The organism is Microbacterium sp. NPDC079176, assembly GCF_040686675.1.
In the GTDB taxonomy this organism is placed as follows: domain Bacteria; phylum Actinomycetota; class Actinomycetes; order Actinomycetales; family Microbacteriaceae; genus Microbacterium.
This window is the reverse complement of the sequence record NZ_JBFBLM010000002.1, coordinates 373,065-396,632: the sequence shown is the minus strand read 5'-3', so window position 1 is coordinate 396,632 and position 23,568 is coordinate 373,065. Positions and strand designations below refer to the sequence as shown.

At 68.8% G+C, this 23,568-nt stretch carries 31 protein-coding genes and 1 pseudogene; 5 read left to right on the top strand and 27 right to left on the bottom strand.

What is annotated here, in order from left to right:
* Positions 1 to 38 precede the first annotated feature (38 nt).
* The 27 genes from AB0P11_RS06015 to AB0P11_RS05885 all read right to left on the bottom strand — a co-directional run bounded on the left by AB0P11_RS06015 (position 39) and on the right by AB0P11_RS05885 (position 21,040).
* On the bottom strand, positions 39 to 1,142 hold the full coding sequence (locus AB0P11_RS06015; RefSeq protein ID WP_056278827.1) for an EscU/YscU/HrcU family type III secretion system export apparatus switch protein: 1,104 nt from the start codon (positions 1,140 to 1,142) through the stop codon (positions 39 to 41).
* Complete coding sequence (locus AB0P11_RS06010) at positions 1,139 to 1,900, bottom strand: flagellar biosynthetic protein FliR (RefSeq protein ID WP_042541108.1); 762 nt, start codon at positions 1,898 to 1,900, stop codon at positions 1,139 to 1,141. Before AB0P11_RS06010 ends, AB0P11_RS06015 begins: the two co-directional genes overlap by 4 nt.
* Positions 1,900 to 2,175 (bottom strand): flagellar biosynthesis protein FliQ, encoded by a 276-nt coding sequence (gene fliQ, locus AB0P11_RS06005; protein WP_042541106.1) that lies wholly within the window; start codon positions 2,173 to 2,175, stop codon positions 1,900 to 1,902. The genes AB0P11_RS06010 and fliQ overlap by 1 nt, the downstream gene beginning before the upstream one ends.
* Positions 2,172 to 3,020, bottom strand: a complete 849-nt coding sequence (fliP, locus tag AB0P11_RS06000; protein ID WP_363520552.1) for a flagellar type III secretion system pore protein FliP — start codon at positions 3,018 to 3,020, stop codon at positions 2,172 to 2,174. Before fliP ends, fliQ begins: the two co-directional genes overlap by 4 nt.
* Positions 3,021 to 3,148: 128 nt before the next feature.
* Positions 3,149 to 3,580, bottom strand: a complete 432-nt coding sequence (locus AB0P11_RS05995; protein WP_072591336.1) for a flagellar biosynthetic protein FliO — start codon at positions 3,578 to 3,580, stop codon at positions 3,149 to 3,151.
* Between the two features lie 2 nt (positions 3,581 to 3,582).
* Entirely contained in the window at positions 3,583 to 4,239 is a 657-nt protein-coding gene (locus AB0P11_RS05990) for a FliM/FliN family flagellar motor switch protein (RefSeq protein ID WP_056278829.1), read from the bottom strand.
* Positions 4,239 to 5,132, bottom strand: a complete 894-nt coding sequence (locus AB0P11_RS05985; protein WP_363520548.1) for a flagellar motor switch protein FliM — start codon at positions 5,130 to 5,132, stop codon at positions 4,239 to 4,241. The genes AB0P11_RS05990 and AB0P11_RS05985 overlap by 1 nt, the downstream gene beginning before the upstream one ends.
* Positions 5,133 to 5,165: 33 nt before the next feature.
* On the bottom strand, positions 5,166 to 5,975 hold the full coding sequence (locus tag AB0P11_RS05980) for a flagellar motor protein MotB (protein WP_053096330.1): 810 nt from the start codon (positions 5,973 to 5,975) through the stop codon (positions 5,166 to 5,168).
* Positions 5,972 to 6,769 carry a MotA/TolQ/ExbB proton channel family protein gene (locus AB0P11_RS05975; RefSeq protein ID WP_056278831.1) on the bottom strand — a complete coding sequence of 266 codons (798 nt, stop codon included), beginning with the start codon at positions 6,767 to 6,769 and terminating at the stop codon, positions 5,972 to 5,974. Before AB0P11_RS05975 ends, AB0P11_RS05980 begins: the two co-directional genes overlap by 4 nt.
* A 2-nt stretch (positions 6,770 to 6,771) precedes the next feature.
* Complete coding sequence (locus tag AB0P11_RS05970; RefSeq protein ID WP_042541095.1) at positions 6,772 to 6,987, bottom strand: flagellar FlbD family protein; 216 nt, start codon at positions 6,985 to 6,987, stop codon at positions 6,772 to 6,774.
* Positions 6,988 to 7,108: 121 nt separating this feature from the next.
* Entirely contained in the window at positions 7,109 to 8,275 is a 1,167-nt protein-coding gene (locus AB0P11_RS05965) for a flagellar hook protein FlgE (protein WP_363520544.1), read from the bottom strand.
* Positions 8,276 to 8,305: 30 nt separating this feature from the next.
* Entirely contained in the window at positions 8,306 to 8,788 is a 483-nt protein-coding gene (locus AB0P11_RS05960; protein WP_320488432.1) for a flagellar hook capping FlgD N-terminal domain-containing protein, read from the bottom strand.
* A gap of 12 nt (positions 8,789 to 8,800) precedes the next feature.
* On the bottom strand, positions 8,801 to 10,270 hold the full coding sequence (locus tag AB0P11_RS05955) for a hypothetical protein (protein WP_363520542.1): 1,470 nt from the start codon (positions 10,268 to 10,270) through the stop codon (positions 8,801 to 8,803).
* Complete coding sequence (locus tag AB0P11_RS05950; RefSeq protein WP_285365403.1) at positions 10,267 to 10,635, bottom strand: hypothetical protein; 369 nt, start codon at positions 10,633 to 10,635, stop codon at positions 10,267 to 10,269. Before AB0P11_RS05950 ends, AB0P11_RS05955 begins: the two co-directional genes overlap by 4 nt.
* On the bottom strand, positions 10,632 to 11,057 hold the full coding sequence (locus AB0P11_RS05945; protein WP_056278835.1) for a hypothetical protein: 426 nt from the start codon (positions 11,055 to 11,057) through the stop codon (positions 10,632 to 10,634). The genes AB0P11_RS05950 and AB0P11_RS05945 overlap by 4 nt, the downstream gene beginning before the upstream one ends.
* Positions 11,054 to 12,382: a FliI/YscN family ATPase gene (locus AB0P11_RS05940; RefSeq protein WP_363520538.1), complete on the bottom strand. Its 1,329-nt coding sequence runs from the start codon at positions 12,380 to 12,382 to the stop codon at positions 11,054 to 11,056. Before AB0P11_RS05940 ends, AB0P11_RS05945 begins: the two co-directional genes overlap by 4 nt.
* Positions 12,379 to 13,017 carry a FliH/SctL family protein gene (locus AB0P11_RS05935; protein WP_157557416.1) on the bottom strand — a complete coding sequence of 213 codons (639 nt, stop codon included), beginning with the start codon at positions 13,015 to 13,017 and terminating at the stop codon, positions 12,379 to 12,381. Before AB0P11_RS05935 ends, AB0P11_RS05940 begins: the two co-directional genes overlap by 4 nt.
* Before the next feature lie 134 nt (positions 13,018 to 13,151).
* Positions 13,152 to 14,234, bottom strand: coding sequence for a flagellar motor switch protein FliG (gene fliG, locus AB0P11_RS05930; protein WP_230100771.1), 1,083 nt, complete (start codon positions 14,232 to 14,234; stop codon positions 13,152 to 13,154).
* Positions 14,231 to 15,871, bottom strand: a complete 1,641-nt coding sequence (fliF, locus tag AB0P11_RS05925; RefSeq protein ID WP_363520534.1) for a flagellar basal-body MS-ring/collar protein FliF — start codon at positions 15,869 to 15,871, stop codon at positions 14,231 to 14,233. Before fliF ends, fliG begins: the two co-directional genes overlap by 4 nt.
* A gap of 2 nt (positions 15,872 to 15,873) precedes the next feature.
* The gene (gene fliE, locus AB0P11_RS05920) at positions 15,874 to 16,191 is read right to left on the bottom strand and encodes a flagellar hook-basal body complex protein FliE (RefSeq protein WP_056278838.1); all 318 of its coding nucleotides are present in this window, start codon (positions 16,189 to 16,191) and stop codon (positions 15,874 to 15,876) included.
* Positions 16,191 to 16,583, bottom strand: a complete 393-nt coding sequence (flgC, locus tag AB0P11_RS05915; protein WP_053096340.1) for a flagellar basal body rod protein FlgC — start codon at positions 16,581 to 16,583, stop codon at positions 16,191 to 16,193. The genes fliE and flgC overlap by 1 nt, the downstream gene beginning before the upstream one ends.
* On the bottom strand, positions 16,580 to 16,927 hold the full coding sequence (gene flgB / locus AB0P11_RS05910) for a flagellar basal body rod protein FlgB (RefSeq protein ID WP_053096341.1): 348 nt from the start codon (positions 16,925 to 16,927) through the stop codon (positions 16,580 to 16,582). The genes flgC and flgB overlap by 4 nt, the downstream gene beginning before the upstream one ends.
* Before the next feature lie 109 nt (positions 16,928 to 17,036).
* A complete protein-coding gene (locus tag AB0P11_RS05905; protein ID WP_056278839.1) occupies positions 17,037 to 17,315 on the bottom strand; it encodes a hypothetical protein in 279 nt (92 codons plus the stop codon).
* A gap of 6 nt (positions 17,316 to 17,321) precedes the next feature.
* Positions 17,322 to 17,735 carry a flagellar export chaperone FliS gene (fliS, locus tag AB0P11_RS05900; RefSeq protein WP_056278840.1) on the bottom strand — a complete coding sequence of 138 codons (414 nt, stop codon included), beginning with the start codon at positions 17,733 to 17,735 and terminating at the stop codon, positions 17,322 to 17,324.
* Between the two features lie 41 nt (positions 17,736 to 17,776).
* Positions 17,777 to 19,138, bottom strand: coding sequence for a flagellar filament capping protein FliD (fliD, locus tag AB0P11_RS05895; RefSeq protein ID WP_056278841.1), 1,362 nt, complete (start codon positions 19,136 to 19,138; stop codon positions 17,777 to 17,779).
* Between the two features lie 102 nt (positions 19,139 to 19,240).
* Positions 19,241 to 20,065, bottom strand: a complete 825-nt coding sequence (locus AB0P11_RS05890; RefSeq protein WP_363520527.1) for a flagellin — start codon at positions 20,063 to 20,065, stop codon at positions 19,241 to 19,243.
* Positions 20,066 to 20,182: 117 nt separating this feature from the next.
* Positions 20,183 to 21,040, bottom strand: a complete 858-nt coding sequence (locus tag AB0P11_RS05885; RefSeq protein ID WP_290368294.1) for a sigma-70 family RNA polymerase sigma factor — start codon at positions 21,038 to 21,040, stop codon at positions 20,183 to 20,185.
* A 218-nt stretch (positions 21,041 to 21,258) separates the two neighbouring features.
* On the opposite strand from AB0P11_RS05885, the pseudogene AB0P11_RS05880 reads away from it, so the two are divergent.
* The 5 genes and pseudogenes from AB0P11_RS05880 to AB0P11_RS05860 form a co-directional block, all read left to right on the top strand.
* A pseudogene (locus AB0P11_RS05880) lies at positions 21,259 to 21,420 on the top strand (manganese catalase family protein); the annotation flags it as partial.
* Positions 21,396 to 21,779, top strand: coding sequence for a hypothetical protein (locus AB0P11_RS05875; protein ID WP_363520868.1), 384 nt, complete (start codon positions 21,396 to 21,398; stop codon positions 21,777 to 21,779). The pseudogene AB0P11_RS05880 and the gene AB0P11_RS05875, both read left to right, overlap by 25 nt.
* A gap of 170 nt (positions 21,780 to 21,949) precedes the next feature.
* A complete protein-coding gene (locus AB0P11_RS05870; RefSeq protein ID WP_053096353.1) occupies positions 21,950 to 22,540 on the top strand; it encodes a sulfite oxidase-like oxidoreductase in 591 nt (196 codons plus the stop codon).
* On the top strand, positions 22,537 to 23,262 hold the full coding sequence (locus tag AB0P11_RS05865) for a ferredoxin reductase (RefSeq protein ID WP_056278843.1): 726 nt from the start codon (positions 22,537 to 22,539) through the stop codon (positions 23,260 to 23,262). The genes AB0P11_RS05870 and AB0P11_RS05865 overlap by 4 nt, the downstream gene beginning before the upstream one ends.
* Positions 23,262 to 23,549 carry a DUF6510 family protein gene (locus tag AB0P11_RS05860; protein ID WP_056278844.1) on the top strand — a complete coding sequence of 96 codons (288 nt, stop codon included), beginning with the start codon at positions 23,262 to 23,264 and terminating at the stop codon, positions 23,547 to 23,549. Before AB0P11_RS05865 ends, AB0P11_RS05860 begins: the two co-directional genes overlap by 1 nt.
* The last annotated feature ends 19 nt before the right edge of the window (positions 23,550 to 23,568 follow it).

Below are 23,568 nucleotides of genomic sequence, written 5' to 3'. Positions count from 1 at the left end.
GATTCTCTCTGCTCGTTCTGATGTGCTCGCGGCCGGACTCACAGGCCGCGGTCCCTGGTGCTGGCGAAGGGCATCGTGTGCGTTCCCCTGGCCGAGCCTCGACGTTTGAGGTGCTCGATGAAGGCGAGCACCTGGGCGACCGCGGTGTAGAGTTCTTCGGGGATCTCCCGCCCGATCTCGCAGGCCGAGTGCAGCGCGCGTGCGAGAGGGATGTCCCTGATCATCGGCACGCCGTTCTCCTCCGCCTTCTCGCGGATCTTCTGCGCGACGATCCCCGCGCCCTTCGCCACGACCCGTGGCGCCGACTTGCCCGGCTCGTAGCGCAGCGCCACCGCCACGTGCGTGGGGTTCACGAGCACGACGTCGCTGTCGCCCACCGCGGCGATCATCCTGTTGCGGCTCATGGCGAGCTGCCGCGAGCGGCGCTGGGAGCGCACGAGCGGGTCGCCCTCGGTCTTCTTGTGCTCGTCCTTGGCTTCGTTCTTCGTCATGTGCGTGTGCTTGCGGTTGCGCCGCATGACCACCGCCACGTCGATCGCTGCGAGCAGGATGCCCACCGCCACGGCGACCTGCAGCAGCGCGACCGCTCCCCCGGCCGCCTGCTCGAGCAGCCAGGTGATGTTGTGGCTGCCGCTGGCCATCAGTACCGGGACGAGACCCGAGACGACGATCCACAGTGCGAGCCCGATGGCCACGGTCTTCAGCAGCGCCTTGGCGCCCTCCCAGAGCGCCTGTCGGCCGAAGACGCGCTTGACGCCCGACACGATGTTGAACTGCTCGGTGCGCATGGTCACCCCGCGCAGGTGGATGCCGCCCTGCGCGACCGCGGTGGCCGTGGTGGCGAGCAGCACCACCACCAGCATCGGAAGCAGGATGCCACCGAGCGAGGTGATGGCCGAGCTCAGCACATCCATGGCGGCGCCGTCGGTGGGGTTCATCGCGACGGGCGTCACGGCGAGGAACAGCTCGGTGACCACCTGCGTGCCCGAGGCGATCGTCGGCACCATCATGACGGCCGCGGCGGCGATGCAGACCCAGGCCGTGAAGTCCTGGCTGCGGCCGATCTGGCCCTTCTTCCGCGCTTCCTTCAGGCGACGCTCGGTCGCCTTCTCGGTGCGTTCGCCGGTGTCGGTCTCGCTCATCGGGTCACCCCCAGGAGCAGTCGCGCAGCCTCCTCGGCGATCACGGCGACCACGCTCGGGAGCGCCGCGTAGACGAATCCGACGAGCAGGAGGGTGAGACCGATCTTGATCGGGAAGCCCATCGCGAAGGCGTTCAGGGCGGGCGCGACGCGGCTGACCAGACCGAGTCCGACGTCGGCGAGGAAGAGCACGATGAGCAGCGGTCCCGCGATCTGCACCGCGCTGAGCATCATCTGTCCCGCAGCGCCGACGAGCGCCTCGGCGGGCTTGGCGAGATCGATCATGCCGGTGACCGGCACCGCGTCGAACGATCGGAACAGACCGCCGAGCACGAGCTGGTATCCGTCGGAGGCGAACAGCAGCATGATCGCGGTCATCTGGAACAGTCGGGTGAACTGTGCGCCGTTGATCGCCATGCCGGGATCGAAGGCCTGAGCCAGCTGAAACCCGCCGAAGGTGTCGACGAGGTGGCCGGCGCCCTGGATCGCGCTGAAGAGCACCATCACGAGGAAGCCGAGGAGCGCCCCCGTGAGGGCCTGCCCTGCCAGTGCGAGCATGAAGGCCCCGGTGTCGAGGCGCTCATATCCTGCGGTCACGACCGGCGACACGGCGAGAGCGAGACCGACGCCGAGCATCGCGCGGATCCGCATCGGGATCGTGCCGTGACTGAACGGCGGGGCGAGGACCAGGAATGCCGTGATCCGCACGCAGGCGAGCGAGGTCGCCTCCAGCCAGGTGAAATCGATCGGGATGTTCATCAGCCGCCGTTCAGCAGCGACGGTATCCGCGCGAACATCTCGTTCGTGAACGCGATCATCTCGGCGATCATCCAGTGCCCCGTGACGAGGAGCGCGATGCCGACGGCGACGAGCTTCGGCACGAACGAGATCGTCATCTCCTGCACCTGGGTGATGGACTGCAGCAGCGAGATCGCGAAGCCCACCACCAGGGCGGTGATGAGCAGAGGCGCGCAGAGCTTCGCACCGACGATGAGCGCCGCCTGACCGATGTCGATGACCGCTTCGGGATTCACCCGCCACCCCCGTTGTAGGACTGGACGAGCGCGGTGATGACCATGCCCCATCCGTCGATGAGCAGGAACAGGAGGATCTTGAACGGCAACGAGATCATGACGGGCGGCAGCATCATCATGCCCATCGACATGAGTGCGCTCGCGACCACCAGGTCGATGACGAGGAACGGCACGAAGATGATGAACCCGATCAGGAACGCCGCGCGCAGTTCGCTGATCATGAAGGCCGGGACGAGCGTCTGCAGCGGGATGCTCGCGGCGTCGGTGGGGTTCTCCATCTGCGCTGCGCGATGCATCAGCGCGATGTCCTCTTCGCGCGTGTACGAGAGCATCCACTGCCGCAAGGGCTCCTGGGCGAGATCGAACGCCCTGCCGAAGTCGATCTGGCCGTCGGTGAACGGCGCGACGGCGACGGTGTTGATGTCGGTGAGCACCGGCCACATGATGAACAGCGTCAGGAACAGGCTGAGACCGGCCAGCACCTGGTTCGGCGGGATCGACGGCAGCGAGAGCGCGTTCCGGGTGAGGGCCAGCACGACGAAGATCTTGGTGAAGCTCGACATCATCAGCAGCAGCGCCGGAGCGACGCTGAGCACGGTGATGCCCAGCAACGTCATGATGCTGTCGGACGGCGCCCCGTTGATGCCGTTGATCGTCACGCCGTCGCCCTCGCCGTCACCGACCTGAGTCGGGACGTGCATCGCCGCTGCGTGCGCCCCTGTGGCCTGCAGCAGCACGAGTGCGGTCACGACGACGAGCACCGCCGCGAGCAGCACCCACACGCGGCGAGGCAGTCGCGGTGCGCGCGCAGACGGCGGCGCGGCGACTGCGGCGGATGCGGGCACGGCGGCACTCCGAAGATGGGTGGCGTGGCCGATCCGTAGCCAGGGGGTCGAGCGATCCGTGCTCGCAGTCGACTATCGCGACATCACGAGGTGCACGTAACCGCGTCGACCGATGCGCTGACCGCGGGTCAGGCGACCGAGCGCAGCGCGCGGTCGACGATGTCGTCGGGCATCTCGACGGAGGCGGATCGTACGTCCGAGGAGACGACCTCCTCCTGCTCGAGAGGAGGAGCCTCCTGGGTGTCGACGACGTTGATCCCGTGCTCCGTCACGCCGAGCACGTAGCGGATGCCGCCGAACTCCGCCACGACGAGCTGTGCCTTGCCGCCGATGCCCGACCTCGCCACCACGGTGATCTTCTCCGGGCGCGCACGCGGCGCCGCGGCGGGCCGCGTCGGCACGAGCTCGGTCAGCTTGGCGAGCTTCTTCGGCATCAGCCCAGCCAGCGGACTCACGCCCTTCGCCTGCGACTTCTGCAGGCGGCGGCTCAGGAAGAGCAGCAGCCCGAGCACCGCTCCCAGCGCGACGATCGCACGGAGCGCGACGAGGATGTCGTCCACGCTCAGACCGTCTCGGCGCTGTCGAGGATGCGCTCGACGCGGATCGCGAAGTCGCCCTCGGCGACGACGACCGTGCCGTGCCCGATCAGTCGGCCGTTGAGCTTGATGTCGGCGGGAGACCCGGCGGCGCGGTCGAGCTCGACCACACGGCCCGGCTCGAGCGAGAGCACGTCGCGCACCGGCATCCGCGTGCGCCCGATCTCGACCACGAGCTCCATCTCGACGCCCGCGATGCGGTTGAGCCGCTGCGGACCCGACGCGGATGCCGCCCTGGCTCCGTCGATGCGCACGGATGCGCGCGCCACGACGCTGCCGTCGGCGTCGACCATGTCGAACACCTGGGTCCCCGAGTCGGTGAAGACCTCGGCGGCGTCGACCACGGCTCCGTCGCCGAGCGAGCCGCTGCCGAGCACGGCGGCGGCCGCCTCGAAGATCGGGTGCAGGCGATCGGCCAGCTGAGCGTTCTTGGAGCCGTCCTCGAGCTGCGACGGGTCGACGACCTGGATCGCGATGCGGGCCCCGGGGCTGCCCGTGAAGGTGACGACCACCGCGTCGCCCGACGCGCCGGGGTCGGTCGACGGTGCGGGGATCACGGGGTAGCCGAACGGCAGCTTGCCGGCGATCGCCGCGGCGATGGCGGTCTCGTGGAAGGTGCTCATCAGTGGGTCTCCTCATGGGTGGTCGTGATCTTGCAGGTGAGGCGCGAGCCTCTGCTGCCCGGTGTCGCGAGAGCTATCCGGGTCTGCCCGGCCATGAGCTCGTACGGCCGGGTCTCGGGGTGAGGCAGGCGCAGCAGGTCGCCCGGTGCGAGATCGAGGATCTCTCCGGTGCCGATCGTGATCGGCGCGAGGCGCAGCGTCAGCTCCAACGGCGTGCTGCGCACCTGCTCCAGGGTCTGATCCGTCGAATGCGCCGATGCCGCGTCCGATCCCGTGGCCGCGAGGCGGTCGACGACCGCGGTCGCCGGCAGCATCACCGTCGCGGTCGACTCGGAATCGCCGAGACGCATGGTGTATCGGGCGACGATCACGGCCGCCGTCGCGGAGATGACCTGCATGTACTGGGGGTTGTAGTGCACCGCGGTGAAGCGCGGTGCACCAGGGAGCAGGGCGCCGAGGCTGGCGTGGAGGTGCTCGAAGGTGCCCTCCATGAGGTTGCGGACGAGGGCGAGCTCGATCGGCGTGAATGTGCGGGCTTCGGGAAGCGATGTGCTCCTGCCGCCCATCATCTGCACCACCCACAGCAGGGCGCTGTCGAGGCCGAACTGCACGACGCACGGCTCGTCGCGGTCGGCGAACGAGCCGGCGACCATGGACGTCGTGCCGGGCAGGGTGTCGGCGTACTCCTCGTAGGACACGAGCTCGACGGTCTCGAGTGCGAGATGGGCGCGCACGCGGATCTTCGCCGTGAGCTGGGACGACCACAGCCGGGCGAACGACTCGAAGGCCGCTTCGAGATGGCGGGTGCTCTCGCGTCCGAGCTGGGCGGGGCGTCCGAAATCGTATGCCGGATGGCGCAGGGCGGGGTCATCGAGCACGGCGGATGCGGTCATGACGGTCTCCTCGACGGTGGTGTTCACGTGAGCTCAGTTGTTCGCAGCAGCCGCAAGAGCGGGTATCAGCGCTCTCACCTGCTCTTCTTCGTTCGATTCGACGATGATGTCGACGCGTCTGTTGCTGGCCAGCGCCTGAGGGGTGTCGCCCGGCACGATGGGTCGGGTGTCCGAGAACGCCGTCGCCTTCACACGGGGTCCTCCGACGCCTTCGTGCTCGACGAGGAACCGCGCCACCTGGGTCGCGCGCCCGCCGGAGAGCTCCCAGTTGGTGGCGAAGGGTGCGGCGGAGACGCGGTGGTCGGCGTGCCCCTCGACACTCACCTGGTTGTCGACCGTGACGAGCACGTCTCCGATCGTGTCGAGCACGGCGTCCGCCTTCGCCGAGAGGTCGGTGCTGTTGTCGGCGAAGAACGTCTCTGCGCCGACCAGCCCCACCTGGAGCCCTCGGTCGTCGATGACGAACTGCACCGTGTCCTGCAGGCCCTGTGCCGCCAGCGAGGTGCTCATGCGATCGCGCAGTCCCTCGAGCGACTCGAACTCGATCTCGGCCCGCGCCGCGAGGTCGACCACCCCGTCATCGTCCTGCAGTTCAGGCGGCACGATCACGCCCTCGGCCGTGTCGGCACCGCCCTCGGTGCTCTCCTGCCCGAAACCCGTGGCGAGGCTGTTCGCGAGCAGTTCGAACTTCGTCTTGTCGACGTTCGACACGGCGAAGAGCACGATGAACAGGCACATCAGAACCGTGACCATGTCCGCGTACGAGACGGCCCAGCGCTCGTCCGGCTCATCGTGCGAGTCATCCTCATGCCCGCGACCGCGAGCTCGACGGGCTGTGCTCATTGCACGCCCTCTGCCCGTTCGGGCTCGCGCTTCTTCTTGGCGGCCTTGGGCTTCACGGTCGACAGCGCCTCGAGGCGCTCCTGGAGCAGGTGCGGAGCGCTTCCGGCCTGGATGGCGAGCATGCCCTCCGAGACCAGGGTCATCCGCTCGAGCTCGACGGCTCCGATCCGTCCGAGGCGACCGGCGATCGGGTTCCAGATGAAGTTGGCCGAGAGCAGACCCCAGAGCGTGGCGACGAAGGCCGCAGCGATCATCGGCCCGAGGTGGTCGGGTTCGTCGAGCTTCTCGAGCACGTGCGTCAGCGAGACGACGGTGCCGACGATCCCGATCGTGGGCGCATATCCGCCCAGCGAGCCGAAGAACTTCGACGCCACGCGGTTGCGCGACGATGTCGCGGCGATCTCGTCGTCCATGACCGTGCGCAGATCCTCGGCATCCGTTCCGTCGGCGAGAGCCTGCAGCGCCTGTCGGGTAAATGCATCGGGTGCCGAGTCGAGCTCCTGCTCCAGTGCCAGCAGACCTTCGCCCCTGGCCTTCTCGGCATACCCCACGAGGAAGGGGATGACCGCCTCCGGCGTCATCTTCGGGCCCCTGACCATGCGCCCGAGGCTCTTCACAGCGAGGATCGTGTCGCGGAGGGTGTGGCTGGCGATGCCGACGCCGATCGTCGAGCCGAGCACGAGGATCATCGGCGCCGGAATGAGCAGAGCCTCGAAGCTCGCCCCCTCCATCGTGATCATCGCCACCAGCGCGCCGAACGCCAGGATCACCCCGATGATGAATGCGGGATCCACCGTCATGCCCCCGTCTGCGAGGTCAGTGCCTGGGCAGCGCCGAGCACGCGCGCCCGGTACGCGACGATCAGATCGATCAGGGCGTCGAGATCCTCCTCGACCACGTACACATGACCGTCGACCATGTGCAGAGTGGTGTCCGGCGAGGCGTGGATGCGTTCGATCAGGTCGGGGTTCACCGCGAACCGGGTGCGGTCGAGGCGGGTGACGATGATCATCGGGGGTTCTCCGGGCTTCGGATGAGAGGGGGAAGTCTGCTCCGACTATCGCGACGAGGCCCGCCCCCGGTAACCAGGGGCGGGCCTCGTCGCGCGTGTCCGACCGAGTCGGCGCAGGCGATCAGCGCTTGAGCTGCGTGAGCTCCTGCAGGACCTCGTCGCTCGTGGTGATGATGCGCGCGTTGGCCTGGAACCCGCGCTGGGCGACGATGAGGTTGGTGAACTCCTGCGAGAGGTCGACGTTGCTCATCTCCAGCGCACCCGAGACGAGGTTGCCGAAGCCGGCCTGGCCCGGCTCCCCGATGCGCACAGCTCCGGAGTTCACGGATGCGCGGTAGGCCGTGCCGCCCGCCTTCTCCAGCCCCTCGGGGTTCGCGAACGTCGCCATGGCGATCTTGCCGAGCGTCTGCGTCGCACCGTTGCTGAACGTGCCGACGATGGATCCGTCGCCGGTGATGCTGTAGGACTTCAACGTGCCGGCAGCCGATCCGTCCTGCTCCGTCACGGCGACCGTCGACATGTTCGCGTAGCCCGTGACCGCACCCAGGTCGACGCTCACGGCGCCGGCTGCGAGCGTGAGGCCTGCGCCGGCCTGCTTGCCGTCGGTGAAGGTCAGCGCCCCCGTTGCGCCGCTGGTCGGCTCGGTCACGTCCCATCCGGTCGCCGTCTTCGTGAAGGTCAGGCTGAGGGTCGACGGCGTGCCCTGGGCGTCGTAGACGGTCACGTCGCGCACCAGCTCGTCACCCACCGCGGCGGTCGAGGGCAGGTTGCCGGTGACCGTCGCCGAGGTCGTCGCCTTCGCAGGTGACACCGCCTCGAGCGGCAGCACGATGTTGCCCGTCGCCTGCCCCGTGTTCACCACGCCGTCCTGCGCCGACCAGCCCTGCACGATCGAGCCGTCGGCGGTCACCATCTTGCCGGTGGGGTCGAACGAGAAGCCGCCCGCCCGCGTGTAGAGGGTCTCTCCGCCGGCTCGGACGGCGAAGAAGCCGTCGCCCGAGATCATCAGGTCGCCACCGCGGCCCGTCGCCTGGGCCGAGCCCTGAGCGAAGTTGGTGCGCACGCCGGCGACCTGCACGCCCAGACCGACCTGGGCGGGGTTGCGACCACCGACCTCGTCGTCGGGGATGCCCGGGTTGCCGATGAGCTGGGACAGCGAGTCCTGGAACAGCACGGACGAGCCCTTGAACCCTGCCGTGTTGACGTTGGCGATGTTGTTGCCCGTGACGTCGAGCATGGTCTGGTGCGAGCGGAGACCGGAGATTCCGGAGTAGAGCGAGCGAAGCATGGGGTTTCTCTCTTCCTGGGTGAGACGGGGTCAGACTGCGGCGGGGGTGGGCGCAGCGGGGGTGGTCGGTGCGGGGGTGGTCGGTGCGGGGGTGGTCTGCGCGGTCGCGACTCCGGTGATGACGTCGAGCGCGACCGTCTTGTCGCCGATGGTCACCTGCGGGATCGGTCCGTCGAACGAGACCTTGGTCACGATGCCCGAGACGGTCTTGCCGTCGGCGTCCTTGTAGCTCGCCTCCTGTCCGATCAGGGCGCTTGCCGCCTGACGCATGTTCAGGGCGAAGGCCTCGGCGCCGTTGTCGGCGAGCGTGGTGAGCTGCTCCATCATCGCGAGCTGGGTCGTCTGCGAGATCATCTCGTTCGTGTCCATCGGGCTCGAGGGGTCCTGATGGGTCAGCTGCGTCACCAGCAGCTTGAGGAACACCTCGCCGTCGAGCACCTGCTTGCGGGCTGCGGGATCGGTCGTCCCTCCCGTGTGGATGGAGCTCGGTGCGGTCACTGCGTCGACAGTCATTCGGTCGTCCTCTCAGGCGAAGATGTCGAGCCCTGCACCGGATGCGGCAGAGGACGTCGTCGGGATGATGCGGGAAAGATCGGGGCTCTGCTCGGCCCCGCGGCGCTGGTCGGAGCGTCCGCGCTGCGCGTCGCGATCACCGGAGCCCTGCTCCGGTGACGCATCGCCCGCGCCCTGCTGGCCGCGGTCTCCGGCGGTGTCCGCCGACGCCCCGTGGGAGACGTTGAGAGTCGCGTGCGGCATCACCGCGGCGAGATCACGGCGAAGGTCGACGAGCATGGTCCGCAGCGCGTCGCGCCCTGCATCGGTGGCGCCGCTGAGCTCGACCTGCACCTCGCCCGCTGCGCTGATGTGCGCACGCACGGTGACGGGGCCGAGGCTGTCCGGGTTCACCGTCATCGTGAGCTGATGGGTGCCCATCGGGCGCTGCGCGATGCTCACCACCACGGGTGCGACCTGCGCGGCGACGGCCCGGTTGGTCGACGCGGCCGCTTCGGGCGAGGACACGGGCATGGCCGTCGCCGCAGCCGGAGATGCGACCGGAGCGAGAGTCGTCGCAGGCGACCCGGGCTGCGGACCCGGCAGTGGATCGACGGAGTCGCTCGACGGCAGCGGCTCTGCCTGGCCGCCCATCACGGACGCAGCGGAGACGCCGACGGTGGTCGGGATCGGAGTCGACGGTGCCGCGTTCCGCGGGGACTCGGACCGCGGAGCCGCAGCGGCAGCGGAGGATGTCGCCGGGTCGGCAACGCCCTCCGCCGGGTCCTGCTGACCCGTCACCGGAGCGTCACGGGGAGCGTCGCTCGACAGGGTCTCCGGGCGCACTCGGGCGCCGGCCACAGGAGGCGCCCCGTCAGCGCCCCTCGCCGACGCCGACGCCGATGCCGATGCCGATGCCGATGCCGATGCCGATGCCGATGCCGATGCCGATGAGATCTCGGGCGCAAGAGTCCGTTCCGGCGCCGACACGCCGAGAGGCGGGGAGGTCACCGTCGCGCCCGTCTCGACGGCTGCCGCGGCCGGGCCTGTGGGGAGCTCGGCAGGGCGCGCCTCACCCGACGCTGCGGCGGGAGCGGGGAGAGCGCTGCGGGCGCTCCCCGCTGCCTCCGGCGCCGTCTGCACGAGCGTCGTCCCATCGAGCGTCGTCGCATCCGGCGTCCTCTGCGCAGGCGTCGACGTGGATGCAGGGGCCGCCGCAGCCACGGCCGGAGCGAACTGCGCGGTGAGGTGCATCATGGTCGCGATCGGCGCCTCTGCCCCGCTCGCGTCGTCGGATGCCGCAGTCTCCTCGGCAGTCGGCGCGTCCTGTCCGTCCGGCGTGAGCGTCGCTGCGTCCTGATCCGTCGCACCGTCGAGCACCCGGCCAGCGGCGATCAGCGCGTCGCCGAACAGAGAGCCCGAAACGGCCGAAGATCGTCCACCTGTCTCTGTTTCGCCGGTTCCTGAACCCGCCACCGTCGCGAGCAGCCCCACGGCGGTCATCGGAGCATCTCGATGATCTTCTGCATCGACGCCGTCGAGCTGTCTGCGCCGGTGGCATTGGCCGAGAACAGCGTCTGCAGCGCCGAGATGACCTCAGCGCTCGCGTCGCCGCCCGCTCCCGTGCCGGCTGCCGCCGCCGCAGTCTGCGGGGTCTGGCCGGCAGCGGGTGCTTCCGGGGTCGAGGCCGCCTTCGCCGCTTCGAGGACTCCAGCGAACGTCGTCGCGCTCGCCGCCGACGTCTCGGCGGTCGCCGCGGTCGCGGTCGCTGCAGCCGACGCCGCCGCCGCGCGGCCTGCCGGATCCAGCGACACGATCTGCGTCTCGATCGCGTCGACGCGGGCGATCACCGCCGCGAGCCCGGTCATGCGGCGCTCCCCTCATGTCGCGAGGTGCGGACCACAGCGATCTCATCGAGCGCCGACTGCTCCGCGGCGAGCTCGGCCTTGGTCGCCTCCACGCGGTGGGTGCTCTCGAGCCGCTCGAGTCCCTTCAGGTCGCGCCGCGCTTCGACGTGGGCCGACTTCGCCTCCGACTCCGTGCCGCGCCTCATCTCGACGAGCGCCTGCAGATCGCTGAGCGTGCTGCGTCCCGCGGCGCGTGCGGCGGCCATGGCCATCAGCGCTCGTGGATCGTCGATCTGCGCGCTGATGTCGGCGAGGCTCGAGATCGCGGTCTGCTCGTCGAGCTCGGCCTGCGCCCGTTCCGCGCTCGCACGCGACAGCTGCTCGGCGGCGACACGCTCCTGGGCGCCGCGCACGCGCAACAGGCCAGCCAGTGGGAAGGTCATGGGGTGAGTCCTCCGAAGTCGGTGGTGAGGGCGGCGAGCCGCTGCCAGGAGTCGTCGGATGCCGCAAGATCGTCCATCCGCTGGGTGAGGAAGCGCGAGATCGCGCCTTCGTGCGCGAGGGCGGCGTCGACCATCGGGTTCGCTCCCTGGCGGTAGGCGCCGATCTCGATGAGGTCGTTCGCGCTGCGACGAGCCGCCAGGACGCTGCGCAGCATCACCGCGTCCTGACGCTGCTCAGGAGTGGTGATCTTCGACACGACGCGAGACACCGAGCCGAGCACGTCGATCGCGGGGAAGTGTCCGCGGATCGCCAGCGCGCGGTCGAGCACCACATGGCCGTCGAGGATTCCTCTCGCGGCGTCCGCGATCGGCTCGTTGTGGTCGTCGCCGTCGACGAGCACCGTGTACAGGCCGGTGATCGATCCGACGGGTCCGGTTCCTGCGCGCTCGAGCAGGCGGGCCAGCACCGAGAACGTCGACGGCGGATACCCGCGGGTGGCGGGCGGTTCGCCGGCGCTGAGCCCGATCTCGCGCTGCGCCATGGCGACGCGCGTGAGGGAGTCCATCATCAGCACCACGTCGAGGCCGTCGTCGCGGAACGCCTCGGCGATCCTGGTCGCGACGAATGCCGAGCGCAGGCGCGCCATCGCGGGCTGATCCGAGGTCGCGACGACCACCACCGACCGCGCCAGACCCTCGGGGCCCAGGTCGTCCTCGAGGAACTCGCGCACCTCGCGACCGCGCTCCCCGACGAGGGCGATGACGTTCACATCGGCAGTGGAGCCACGGGCGATCATCGACATCAGCGACGACTTGCCGACGCCGGAGCCGGCGAAGAGCCCGAGACGTTGCCCCGAACCCACCGGCGTCATCGTGTCGAGCACACGGACGCCGAGGCCGAGCTGACGATCGATGCGCTGGCGATCCATGACGCTCGGCGCATCGTGGTCGAGCGAGACGGGAGCGACACCCCGGTCGAGCGGCCCCTTGCCGTCGATCGGTCGCCCGAGTCCGTCGAGCACGCGTCCGAGCAGCGCTCGCCCGGTCGGCACCTGCAGCGGCGCTCCCCCGTGCCGCACCCGGGCACGGGCGGTGATCCCGTCGAGCCTGCCCAGCGGCATGCAGCGGGCGGCGGCTCCGTCGACGGCGACGATCTCGGCATCCACCACACGGCCGTCAGTCGCGTCGATGCGGATGCGGTCGCCGACCGCGCCGTCGATGCCCAGCACCTCGACGCCGAGCCCTCGCACGGCTTTCACGGTTCCTGAGCGCTCCGGGCGCGCTGCCAGGAGCGCACGGTTCCACGACCGCGTCGAGGTGATCACACGATCACCTCGGCATCCTGTTCGTCGCCGTCGAGTGCTGCGGCCGCGCGGGCGAGCGCCGACGTGATGCGCGTGTCGACGGCCCCGTTCTCGATCTCGACGATGGCGCCGCCGTTGTCCACGGCCGGAGAGGCGGAGATCCGGATGCCGCGCAACGCGTCGATCGACGACGTCTCGTCCTGCAGGACTGCGACGTCCTGCTCGCTGAAGGCGACCCCTGTCCAGCGCTCCGCCGGCATCTCCGTGAGCGCCCGGCGCAGCGCATGCGCCGCCGAACGTGCCGGATCCGACAGCTCTGCTCCGAGGATCGTGGTGGCGAGGGCGACGGCGAGCTCTTCGATGCGATCGGCGGCGAGCATGCTCAGCTCGTCGATGCGGCGGTCGAGGGCCGCGTGCGCGCTCTCCAATGCGCGCAGACCCGAGCCGCGCTCATGCAGGTACAGCTCCTGGAGTTCGTGCATTCGCTGCTGCTGCGCGGCGTGCTGCACCTCTCCCTCGTCGAGGGCGAGCCTGCGGCCCTCGGCGAAGCCGTCGGCATAGCCACGGGTGCGGGCCCTGTCGGCCTCGCCGCGGAGGTCCATGGGCGTCTCGCCGACGCGCGGCACGACCAGTGGCGTGAAGGCGGAATCGAGCACGGCGGACACCTCGGAATCGAAGGGCGAGGCCTGTCCGTGGCCCGTAGGTCGAGCGATCCGTGCTCCAGACCCACTATCGCGACACCCGGCTGCGTCCGTAACCGGATCGGCCGACTCACCTGCCGTCAGAGGGATCACTCGATGAGCTCATCCTCGTCTTCGCGCGAGATCGTGATCTCCTCCGCGGCTTCCAGGTCGCGGATGATGCGCACGATCTCGGCTCTGGCCTCATCGACCTGACGCATGCGCACGGGACCGAGGACTCGGGTCTCCTCAGCGAGGTTCTCCTGGTTGCGCTCCGTCATGTTGCTCTTCACCTTGTCGGTGATCTGGTCGTCCGCGCCCTTCAGCGCGAGGGCGAGCATGCGCAGGTCGATACCGCGCATCACCCGCTGGACGTCGCGATCCTCGAGGCGCGCGATGTCGGCGAACGTGACCATGCGGCTGCGGATGTCCTCGGCCAGGGCGAGATCACGGCCTTCGAGGCTTGCGAGGAGCGACTTCTCGAGCGCGGTGTCCGAGCGGTTGATGATCTCGACGAGAGGCTGCACGCCTCCGATGGACTCATGGTTGTCGCGCATCGCGAAGACGCCGGTGCGCGAGCGCAGCGAGTCGGCCACGATGGAGATCGCCTCCTGCGTGGCGGTGCCCATCGTCGCGATCGCCTGAGCGACGTCCGTGCGCAGGGGATCCTGCAGGGCGGCGAGAACCGCCGCCGCACGATCGGCTCTGAGATTGGCCAGCACGACGGCGACGGTGGTCGGAAGCTCACCCTCGATGATCGTGGCGAGCTGGGCCGGGTCCGCCGCATTGAGGAAGTCGAACGAGACCGACCCCTGCGACATGACCCGGCCGACCATCCCGACCGCCTTCTCGCGGCCGAATGCCGTCTCGAGCAGTCCGGTGGCGAGCTCCTGTCCGCCCCGCGACGGCACCGAGCCGCCGGTGGCGATGCGCCGGAACTCGCCGAGAGCACGGGCCGTCGAGGCCACGTCCACTCCCCCGAGCTGTGTCAGCTCGGCCGCGAGCATCTCGGACCGCTCCTCGCCGAGGTGGCGGAGCACTTCGGCGCTGGCGGCACGATCCATGTTCATCAGCACGATCGCGGCCTTGCGCAGTCCGCTCATCTCCGGCGCAGCCACGGGCGCCGGCGCCTCGACGGCCGACACCTCGACTGTGTCGGCCTGCGCGTCCAGCAGCTCGGTCAGCGCGCTCATACGGTCGCCTCGTCCATCAGGTCGGCCAGTGCGCTGGCGATCGTGTCGGGTTCGCGCTTGGCGAGGTCGTCGATCTCCCGGCGACGGCGCTCGACCAGCACCTTGTCGGGCTCGGGCTCGTCGTCGAGATCAGCCGACGCGGACGGCAGCAGCTTGGTCGGCGCCGGGGCGATGATCGCCTCGGCCTCCTTCAGCCCTCTGAGAGAGCGGAGCTTCTGCTCCTCGCTCTCGGTGACCGTCGCGAAGTACTCGATCGGTCCGTCTTCGGTGTACATCACCCGACGCTTCATCTTGCGGCGCACGATGAGGAAGACGATCAGGATGATCGCCGCGAGCAGGATCGCGGCGCCGATGATCGCAGAGCGCAGCAACTCCTGCTGGAACTGCGCGTCGCGCTCGGCCTCCGCCGCCTGCAGCGCTGTCTGCGCCGCCGTCGCACCCGCCTGATTGAACTCGACGAACTCGACGGCGATCTCGTCGCCGCGCTCGACGTCGATCCCGGCCGCAGATGCCACGAGCGATTCGATCTGGTTCGCCGTCACTCCGGTGACCGTCCCGCGGTTGAGCGCGATGCTGACGGTCTGCCGCGTCACCTCTCCGGCGGGGGTGATGGTCTTCTCCGTCGACTTGTTGACGGCGTTGTTGCGAGAGGTCTCCTCGAACTCATAGGCGCCGGTCCCCTCGGCGCCGTTGGGAACCGCGATGTTGTCGGGGCCGAGCACGCCGGCACCTCCGCCCTCGCCGCCGTTGTACGTCTCGGTCTTGGTCTGCTCCGATGCGCTCAGCTCTCCCTCGGGGGCCGAGTACGTCTCGTCCATGCGCTCGGATGTGGAGTTCGCGACATCGGCCGATACCGTCACCGTCGCGTTGCCGGGCCCGACGATCGTCTCGAGCATCTTGCTGACGGATGCCGCGACCTTGGCCTCATGCTCCGTCGCCTGCTTCGAGGAGTTCCCGGTGAGCCCGGTGCCGACCGCCGAGAGCACGCGGCCGTCCTGATCGGTCACCGCGACGTCCTCCGGCGTCATCCCCGGCACGGCGGCGCTCGTGAGGTGCACGATCGCCTCGATCTTCTCGTCGCTGAGCCCTGAGCCGTTGCGGGTCTTCACGAACACGGATGCGGTCGGGCTCTGCTGCTCCGAGACGAAGACGCTCTCCTCCGGGATCGCCAGCTGCACCGACGCCGTCGAGATGCCCTCCATCGCGCCGATCGTGCTGGCCAGCTCGCCCTCGATGGCACGCTTGTAGGTCACCGACTGCTGGAATTCACTCGCCGTCACACCCATCTCGTCGAGCAGGGTGTAGCCCTCGCTGGTGTCGCCGGGCAGCCCGGCGGATGCCGCCGCGAGACGCTGTGGATAGACCTGGTCGTCGGGCACGAGGATCGTCGCGCCTCCCTCGGCGAGCTCGTAGCTCACGCCTGCCGACTTCAGCTGCTCGACGACGGCCGACGCGTCGCCGGCGCTCAGGCCGGTGAAGAGCGGGCTCATCTGCGGCTTGGTGAGCCACGCGCCGAGGGCGATGGCGCCCATCACGAGCAGCGCGACACCGATGATGGCGATCGTGCGCTGTGCGAGGGAGAATCCTGAGACGACCTGCTTGGCGCGGTCGTAGTAGGTCGTGAGCATCTTGGGCATCGTCAGGCCTGCATCCTCATGATCTCGTTGAACGCCGAGACGCTGCGGTCACGCACGGCCACCACCAGGTCGAGCGTCACCGAGGCGCGCGTCGACGCGATCATCGCCTGATGGATGTCCTGCAGGTCTCCCGTGACCGCCTGCACCGCGAGCTCGTTCGACGTCGACTGCAGCTGCTGCAGGTTCTCCATCGCCCCCGAGAGCGTCGTGGCGAAGGCGTTGCCGGAGGCAGGAGCGCTGGTCGCGTCCGGGCCCGTCTCGAAGCTGAGCGCCGAGAGCGGCGCGACACCGGAGGCGCCGATGGCCTCGATGCCCGACATCAGTTGCGGCCGATCTGCAGCGCTGCCTCGTAGGTCGTCTTCGCCCGGTCGACGACAGCGGCGTTCGCCTCGTATCCGCGCTGGGCGAGGATCAGCATGCTCATCTGGTCGCCGAGCTCGACGTTCGGGTACTGCACGTAGCCGTCCTCGTTCGCATAGGGGTGCTCGGGGTCGTACACGAGCTTCGCGTCGGCTTCGGATTCGACCACGCCGGCGACGTACACGCCGGGGCTGTCGGTGCCGGCCTGCACGGTCACGAACTTCTCCCGGAACGCCTCTTGGCCTGCGGGTGTCGCGGTGTTCACGTTGGCGATGTTGTCGCTGAGCGCGTCGAGCCACTTGCGGTGCGCGGTCAGGCCGGTGCCGGCGATGCCGATCGCGTCGAAGGTCATGCGGAGGCCTGCCCGATCGCCTTGGTGATCGAGGCCGCCTGACCGCCGATCGCCTGACTCGCGAACTGGAAACGCAGCACGGTGTCGATGTTCGAGAGCGTCTCGGTGTCGAGGTTGACGTTGTTGCCGTTCAGCCTCGTCGGCTCGAGCGAGCGCTCGACCGTCGCGGCGACGCTTCCCGAGCCGCCCTGGACGGCAGAACGGAGTTCATCCTCGAACCGCACGCGCTGGGCCTGGTAGCCCGGCGTGTTGACGTTGGCGATGTTCTCGGCGATCGAGCGTTGGCGCAGGGCCAGCCCGTCGAGCGCGCTGATGAGCGCAGAGGACGTGACGGATTCGAGCACGGGGGCACTCCGGGATGTTGGTGGAGAGGCCGATCCCTGGCCAATCGTCGAGCGATCCGTGCTCTGTGCCGACTATCGCGACACCCGGGCAGTCATGTAACCGCTGTGCTCAACCCTCGACGTCGAGGTATGCCGGCACATTCTGGGTGGAGGTCGGCACGCGTCGCAGTGCGGCGATCTCGCGAGCCACATTGGCGCGCGACGTGACGAGTCCGCCGATCATGAGCTGCTGCCGCGCGAGCACGGCTTCGGCACGCTCGCGCAGCTCCTCGGGGACGGGGCCGTCCGGCGCCTCGAAGGACTGCTCGTCGAGGTGCTCGTCGGCGGCGTCGAGGGCGCGCTCGAACTGGTCGAGCACCGTCAGCCAGGCCGAGAGAGTGTCGGGCACGGTCGCTCAGGCCAGGGCCGTGATGGGGGTCTGCGCGGTCGACGCGACCGCCGCAGCCGCCGCATGCCACGCTTCGCGGAGCGGCACGACGAGAGCTCGGCATTCCGCGGTGGCCGCGCGGTCTCGAGCGATGTTGGCGGTGATCAGGCGTCCCGTGAGGTAGGTGTACACGCCGTGCAGCTCTGCGGAGCCGTCCCACTCATCGGTGAGCGAGCCGTTGAGCTCGGCGACGATCTGCTGCGCGTGCACGAGGTGGTTCCCCGCGGCCGCCCATTCCCCCGCTTCCTGGCAGGCGTCCGCGCGCTCGATGTCGACCAGGAGGCGGTCGTAGAGCAACACGAGAAGGCGCTCAGGCGTGGCGGAGGCCACCTGCTGCTCCAGATACTGCTGCTTGGCCCGGTCGAGTGAGGTGAGTGCCATGAGTACGTGCTCCGATGCGATGCGATGTCACGAGGACGAGGTCAGGAATCCGACGGGGTGAGTCCGGCGAGCTGGCTGGTCAGCCACGACGATTGCGACTGCAGCTTCGAGAGCTGCACCTCGAGCTGCGCGTACGTGCGTTCGAGGGTGGCGCGGCGCTGTTCGAGCCGGATGTCCCAGCGCTCGACCTGGGTCTTGAGCGTCTTGACCTCGTCCTCCTGGCCGGTGATGCGCTTGGTCAGGAGGCCGTCGTACTTGTCGGAGTACTGGGTCGTCACGTCCTGCACCCGCGCCGAGACGGCGGAGAACAGCTCCTGCGTGCCCTCCGGGTCTTCTGCGAGAGCTGCGGCGAACTTCTCGGCGTCGAACGAGAGCACGCCCTTGTCGCTGACGGTGATGCCGATCGTCGAGGGCGAGATGCCGTCGATCGGATGCTGCACGGCGGTCGCCAGCGCGCCGCGAAGGTTTCGCACCGTGCTGTCGCCGGTGAAGACGCCGAGGGTCGTGGTCTCGCCGACCTCGCCGATGGTCGCCTTCGAGCCGTTGTCGATGCGGACCAGCAGCGCGGCGATCTCCTTGACGAACGCCTCCGCCGTCGAGCTCTGCTTCTTCGCATCGCGTGCGACGGTCACGGTGACGGGGTCGGCACTGGCCTTCGTGACGGTGACCTCGATGCCCTCTCCGACGGTGATGGTGTTGCTCGCGCTGTTCAGGGTCTGCTCGGCGTCGGTGCCGGCGAAGAGGCGGATGCGGGCATCCGCGCCCTGGGTGAGTAGTGCGGCGCCGGGGGCGGCACCGAGGTCGACCGCGGTTCCGGCGGTGACCTCCGCCGCGGTTCCGCGGTTCAGGGTGAAGGCACCAGCCGCGCCCGTCTCGGCGGAGGTGAGCTGGATGCGCGAGAGCGGCTTGCCGTCGGCATCCGTTCCCGCGGGCACGACGGTCGCGCTCACACCGGCCTTCGACGCGTTGATCGCCTTCGCGAGGTCCTGCGGACCGGTGCCCAGCGGAGTGACCTCGACGGCTTCGCCGTCGGATCCCACGAGGGTGAAGGTGCCGCCCCACGCTGTTCCTCCTGCGGCAGCGGTGACGACGGAGTGCGCTGTGGCGACGGCATCCACCACGATGGCGGTCGAGAATGCGGTCGCCTTGCTGCCGGCGGTGATCGTGACCGTCTCGGACGACGAGGACGCGGTGAAGGATGCCAGAGAGCTGGGACCCGCGGCGGTCTTGGCCTTGTCGACGAGCTCCTGCAGCGTCTTGTTCAGCGACTGCAGGTTGGTGATGACCGAGTTGCGGTCGGTGATCTTGTTCGTGATGAGCGTCTTCGGGATCGCCGAGACGTCCATGAGCGCCTTGATGAGCTCTTCGGTCTTGAGCCCTGATACCAGTCCGTCGAGTTTCATCCCGGTCGTCTTCCGTGCGTTGCGGTCAAGGGTGTCCTACAGGAAGGCGCCCGGGCGGAGGTGACTCCGCCCGGGCGCCCTGTGCGCCTCAGGCGCAGCGACTCAACGGAGAAGCTGCAGGACGCCCTGGCCCGACTGGTTCGCCTGAGCGAGCATGGCGGTGCCGGCCTGCTGCAGGATGTTCGAGGCGGTGTACTTGACCATCTCGGCGGCCATGTCGGTGTCCGCGATGCGGCTCTTCGCTGCGGCGAGGTTCTCGGCCGAGACCTGCAGCGAGTTGATCGTCGACTCGAAGCGGTTCTGCACCGCACCGAGGCCGGCGCGAGCCGTCGAGACCTTGGTGATCTGCGCGTCGACGGCCGCGATCGTGGTGAGCGCGTTCGCGGCGGTGTCGACCGTGAGCGCACCGATCGTGGCACCGAGACCCGAGAAGTTGGTCAGCGTGACAGCGATCTGGTCCTCGGCGGCCTTGGAGCCGGCGCCGACCTGGAACGTCAGGGTGTTCGCGCTGTCGAGCAGCTTGATCCCGTTGAAGTTCGTGCTGGCGGCGACGCGGGTGAGCTCCTCGCCGAGCGAGTTGATCTCGGTCTTGATGGCGCCACGCGACTCGGCGTTGTTCGAGTCGGAACCCGCCTGCACGGCGAGGTCGCGAACGCGCTGCAGGATCGAGTGCACCTCGGTGAGAGCACCTTCTGCGGTCTGGATGACCGAGATGCCGTCCTGCGCGTTGCGGGCTGCGACGTTCAGGCCGTTGACCTGCGAACGCAGACCCTCGGAGATGGCCAGACCGGCGGCGTCATCGGCTGCGCGGTTGATGCGCAGACCGCTCGAGAGCTTCTCGAGCGACTTCGAGACGTCGTTCTGGTTGACAGAGAGGTTGCGGTACGCGTTGAGTGCACCGACGTTGGTTGCGATCTGAAGACCCATGAGAATTCCTCCGTGGTTATGGGGCTGGACGCGGGCCCATCCGTGGGCCTGCACAACCGATATTCGCGACATCGGCCGCCGGCGTAACCACGGATCCGGAAGATTCCACGGGTCGCGTCACACGGCGGCGAGGAGCTCGCTCGACCGGTCGCGGATCTCGGCGCGGACGGGCCCGAAGAGCGCCTCGAAGAACTCGGCCCTGGCTTTGGTCGATCGGTCACCCGTCGTGCCGTTCTCCCAGGCCTCCATGGCCTCGCGCATCAGTTCGAGTCCGCGCGAGCGCAGCTTCGACACGTAGGCATGACTGACGGCGAGCTCTTCGGCGATGTCCTTGACCATGCGGTCTTCGAGATAGATGCCGCGCACGACCTGCTGCATCGCCGTGGGCAGAGCGTCGACCACTCGGTTCATCATCGCTCGCGTCTCGGACTGCTCGACGGCGTGCTCGGGGAGGATGACGCTGTCGGTGAGGTCGACCGCCTGTCGGCCGGTCTCGGCGTCGAAGTGCTCCTCGAAGCTGATCGCGGTGCGCACCATCTCGTCGAGCTTCATCATCTCCGAGACGACCTCGGCGGTGAGCCCCGACTCCCGCGCGAGCTCCGCCGTGCTCGCGGCTCGGCCGGAGCGGGCGAGCACCGTCTCGGCGGCGACTCTCACGCGCTCGATCTTGTCGCGTCCTCGCTCGCCGGCGGGGTCGGCGCGGCGCATCTCCGACAGCATCGCCCAGTTGATCTGGCTGCTCGCGAACGCACCGAAAGGAATGCCCCGCGCGGCGTCATACGACATGGCCGCGCGGGCGAGGCCCAGGCGGGCGGCGGAGAGAAGGTCGTCCAGATCGACGTGCGTCGCCGACCGCGCCTTCTCCACAGCCAGGAAGGTGGCGAGCGGCATGTTGTCGCGTGCGAGTTTCTCGGGCGAAGCGGGGGCTTCCGGGGGCTGAGTGGAATCAGCGGAAACAGCAGAACTACTCAGCAATGTGACTCCGTGGCTAGAACAACTGTTTTACGAGTGAAGCTAGCACGAACAACACGTTTATGAGCAGAAAACGCGGGAACTCGATCCTCGAGTCGTTCAGTTCTCCGGACCCGGTTCGCGGATTATCCCCGTCGCCCGTCGGTCTGTGAAGCCCTTATCCCGTCGCAGCGAGAACCGGTCTCATGGGCACCCATCACGATCCGACCAGAAAGGCAGCCATGTTCTTCCATCGTCAGGAACTTCAGTTCACCGCCACCCCCGAAGCCCCGGATGCCGTCTACGCCCGAAAGCTCCAGGAGGTCCTGGGCGGCCAGTACGGCGAGATCACGGTCGCCATGCCGTACCAGTTCCAGGCGTGGAACATGCACATCCCCGGCAAGCGTTCCCGAACCCCGGCGCTGAGGACGGCACGGACGTCTCGGTCAAGGTCGAGGCTTTCCCGCAGGTCTTCGCTGCCGGCATCGACCCCGCCATCTCCGAGGTCCTCGCCGTGGCACAGCGCCCCCTCGCAGCCCTTGCGTTCAGCGAGGCCGCACCGGTCGCTGCATGGAAGACCAAGCCTGCCTTCGGCATCGTGTCCGCTGCCGACCACACCATCAACCCGGACGTCGAGCGCTTCGGCTACACCCGCGGCAACTTCCGTCGCGTCATCGAACTCGACGCACCGCACCTCGTGATGCGCGCCCTCCCCCAGGACATCATCCAGTTCATCGTCGAGGCGGCTGCCGAGGTCGTCTGACCTCTCGAGGGCGGAGACGCCGTCCGGCGCTCTCCGCCCTCGAATGGTGCGACACCGCGCCCCACGGTCCTAGAATCGGGGCGACCCGCGCGTGCCGCGTTCGACACCTGCAGGAGGCGTCCGCCCGTTCAATCGGGTGGAATGAGTGGGACCAACGAAAGAAGGCGATCATGGCTGTGATCTCCCGCGGCTTCGGCGCCCGGCGACGCGAGTCGGATGACCGGCTCCCCCCGGGTCAGTACCTCACCGAGGACTTCCCGGTGCTCTCGGCCGGACCGACACCCCGAGTCGCGACCGACACCTGGGAGTTCGCGGTCGTCGGGCTCGACGGCATTCGCCGCACCTGGTCGTGGGATGAGCTGCAGGCACTGCCGATCGATACGATCACCACCGACATCCACTGCGTGACGCGGTGGTCGAAGCTGGGCACGCAGTGGCGCGGAGTCTCGCTCGATCATCTGCTGCAGGATGCCGGAGACGGCGACTTCACGCGGGTCTTCTCCTACGGCGGGTACACGACGAATGTTCCCCGCGCCGACCTGACCGGCGGAAAGGCGTGGATCGCATTCGAGTTCGAGGGCGAGCCGCTCGCGGCAGAGCACGGCGGCCCCGCCCGACTTCTCGTCCCCCACCTCTACTTCTGGAAATCCGCGAAGTGGGTCCACGGCCTGGATCTTCTCGAGAACGACGAACCGGGGTTCTGGGAGCAGAACGGATACAACATGTACGGCGATCCGTGGAAAGAGGAGCGTTACTGGTGACCTCGTCGTCGCTGTGGCTTGTCGCCAGTGTCATCGAGGTCCGACGAGCCACACCCCATGGCCGCGTGCTCTCCCTCCGGGTCGACGGGTGGCCGGGGAATCTCGCCGGACAGCACGTCGATGTGCGTTTGACCGCTGAGGACGGCTATCAGGCCGTGCGGTCGTACTCGCTCGCATCGTCCGGAGAGGGTGACGTGCTCGAGCTGGCCGTCGACGAGGTGCCGGAGGGCGAGGTCTCTCCGTATCTCGTCGAGGATGTCCGGCCCGGCGACGAGCTGGAGGTCCGCGGTCCGATCGGCGCCTACTTCGTGTGGACCCCTGCCCAGCCCGAGCCCGTTCAGCTCATCGCGGGCGGGTCAGGGATAGTGCCGCTCCTCGCGATGGCCCGGGAGCATGCGCGCTCGGCCAGCTCCGCACCGATGCGGCTCCTGTACGCGGTGCGTTCCGCGGACGACGCTTTCTACGCGGCCGAACTGGGCGATCTCGCCGACGACGCCTTCAGCGTCGACTGGGCGTACAGCCGCTCGGCACCGGTCGGCTTCGCTCGCCCCGCGGGCAGGGTGGATGCCGCGACGCTCGAGGCCTCGACCATCCCCGCCGCCCAGCGCCCCTCGGTATACGTCTGCGGGCCGACCGGCTTCGTCGAGGCGGTCGCCGATCTGCTCGTCGCGGCGGGGCATCCGCCCGACCGCATCCGTACCGAGCGTTTCGGAGGTGCCTGATGAACGCTGCCCACCCCGGCCATCGCACGAGAGTCGACGGCAACGCCGCTGGCGGGATCCTGATCGAAGTGTTCGGCAGGGACATGACCGGTGCTCGGGCCACCTGCACGCGCTGCGATCGCAAGGCCGTGCTCGGCGACGCCGTCGCAGAACTGGATCCGGCCGGCGTGATCCTCTTGTGTCGCGGATGCGGACACACCCTGTTGACCTGTATTCAGATCGACGGGCGGTACTCGCTCGATGTCGGGGCTCTGTCCCGCCTGGAGTGGGCCTCCGACGGCGACTAGCTCGCTCGTCGGCGACCGG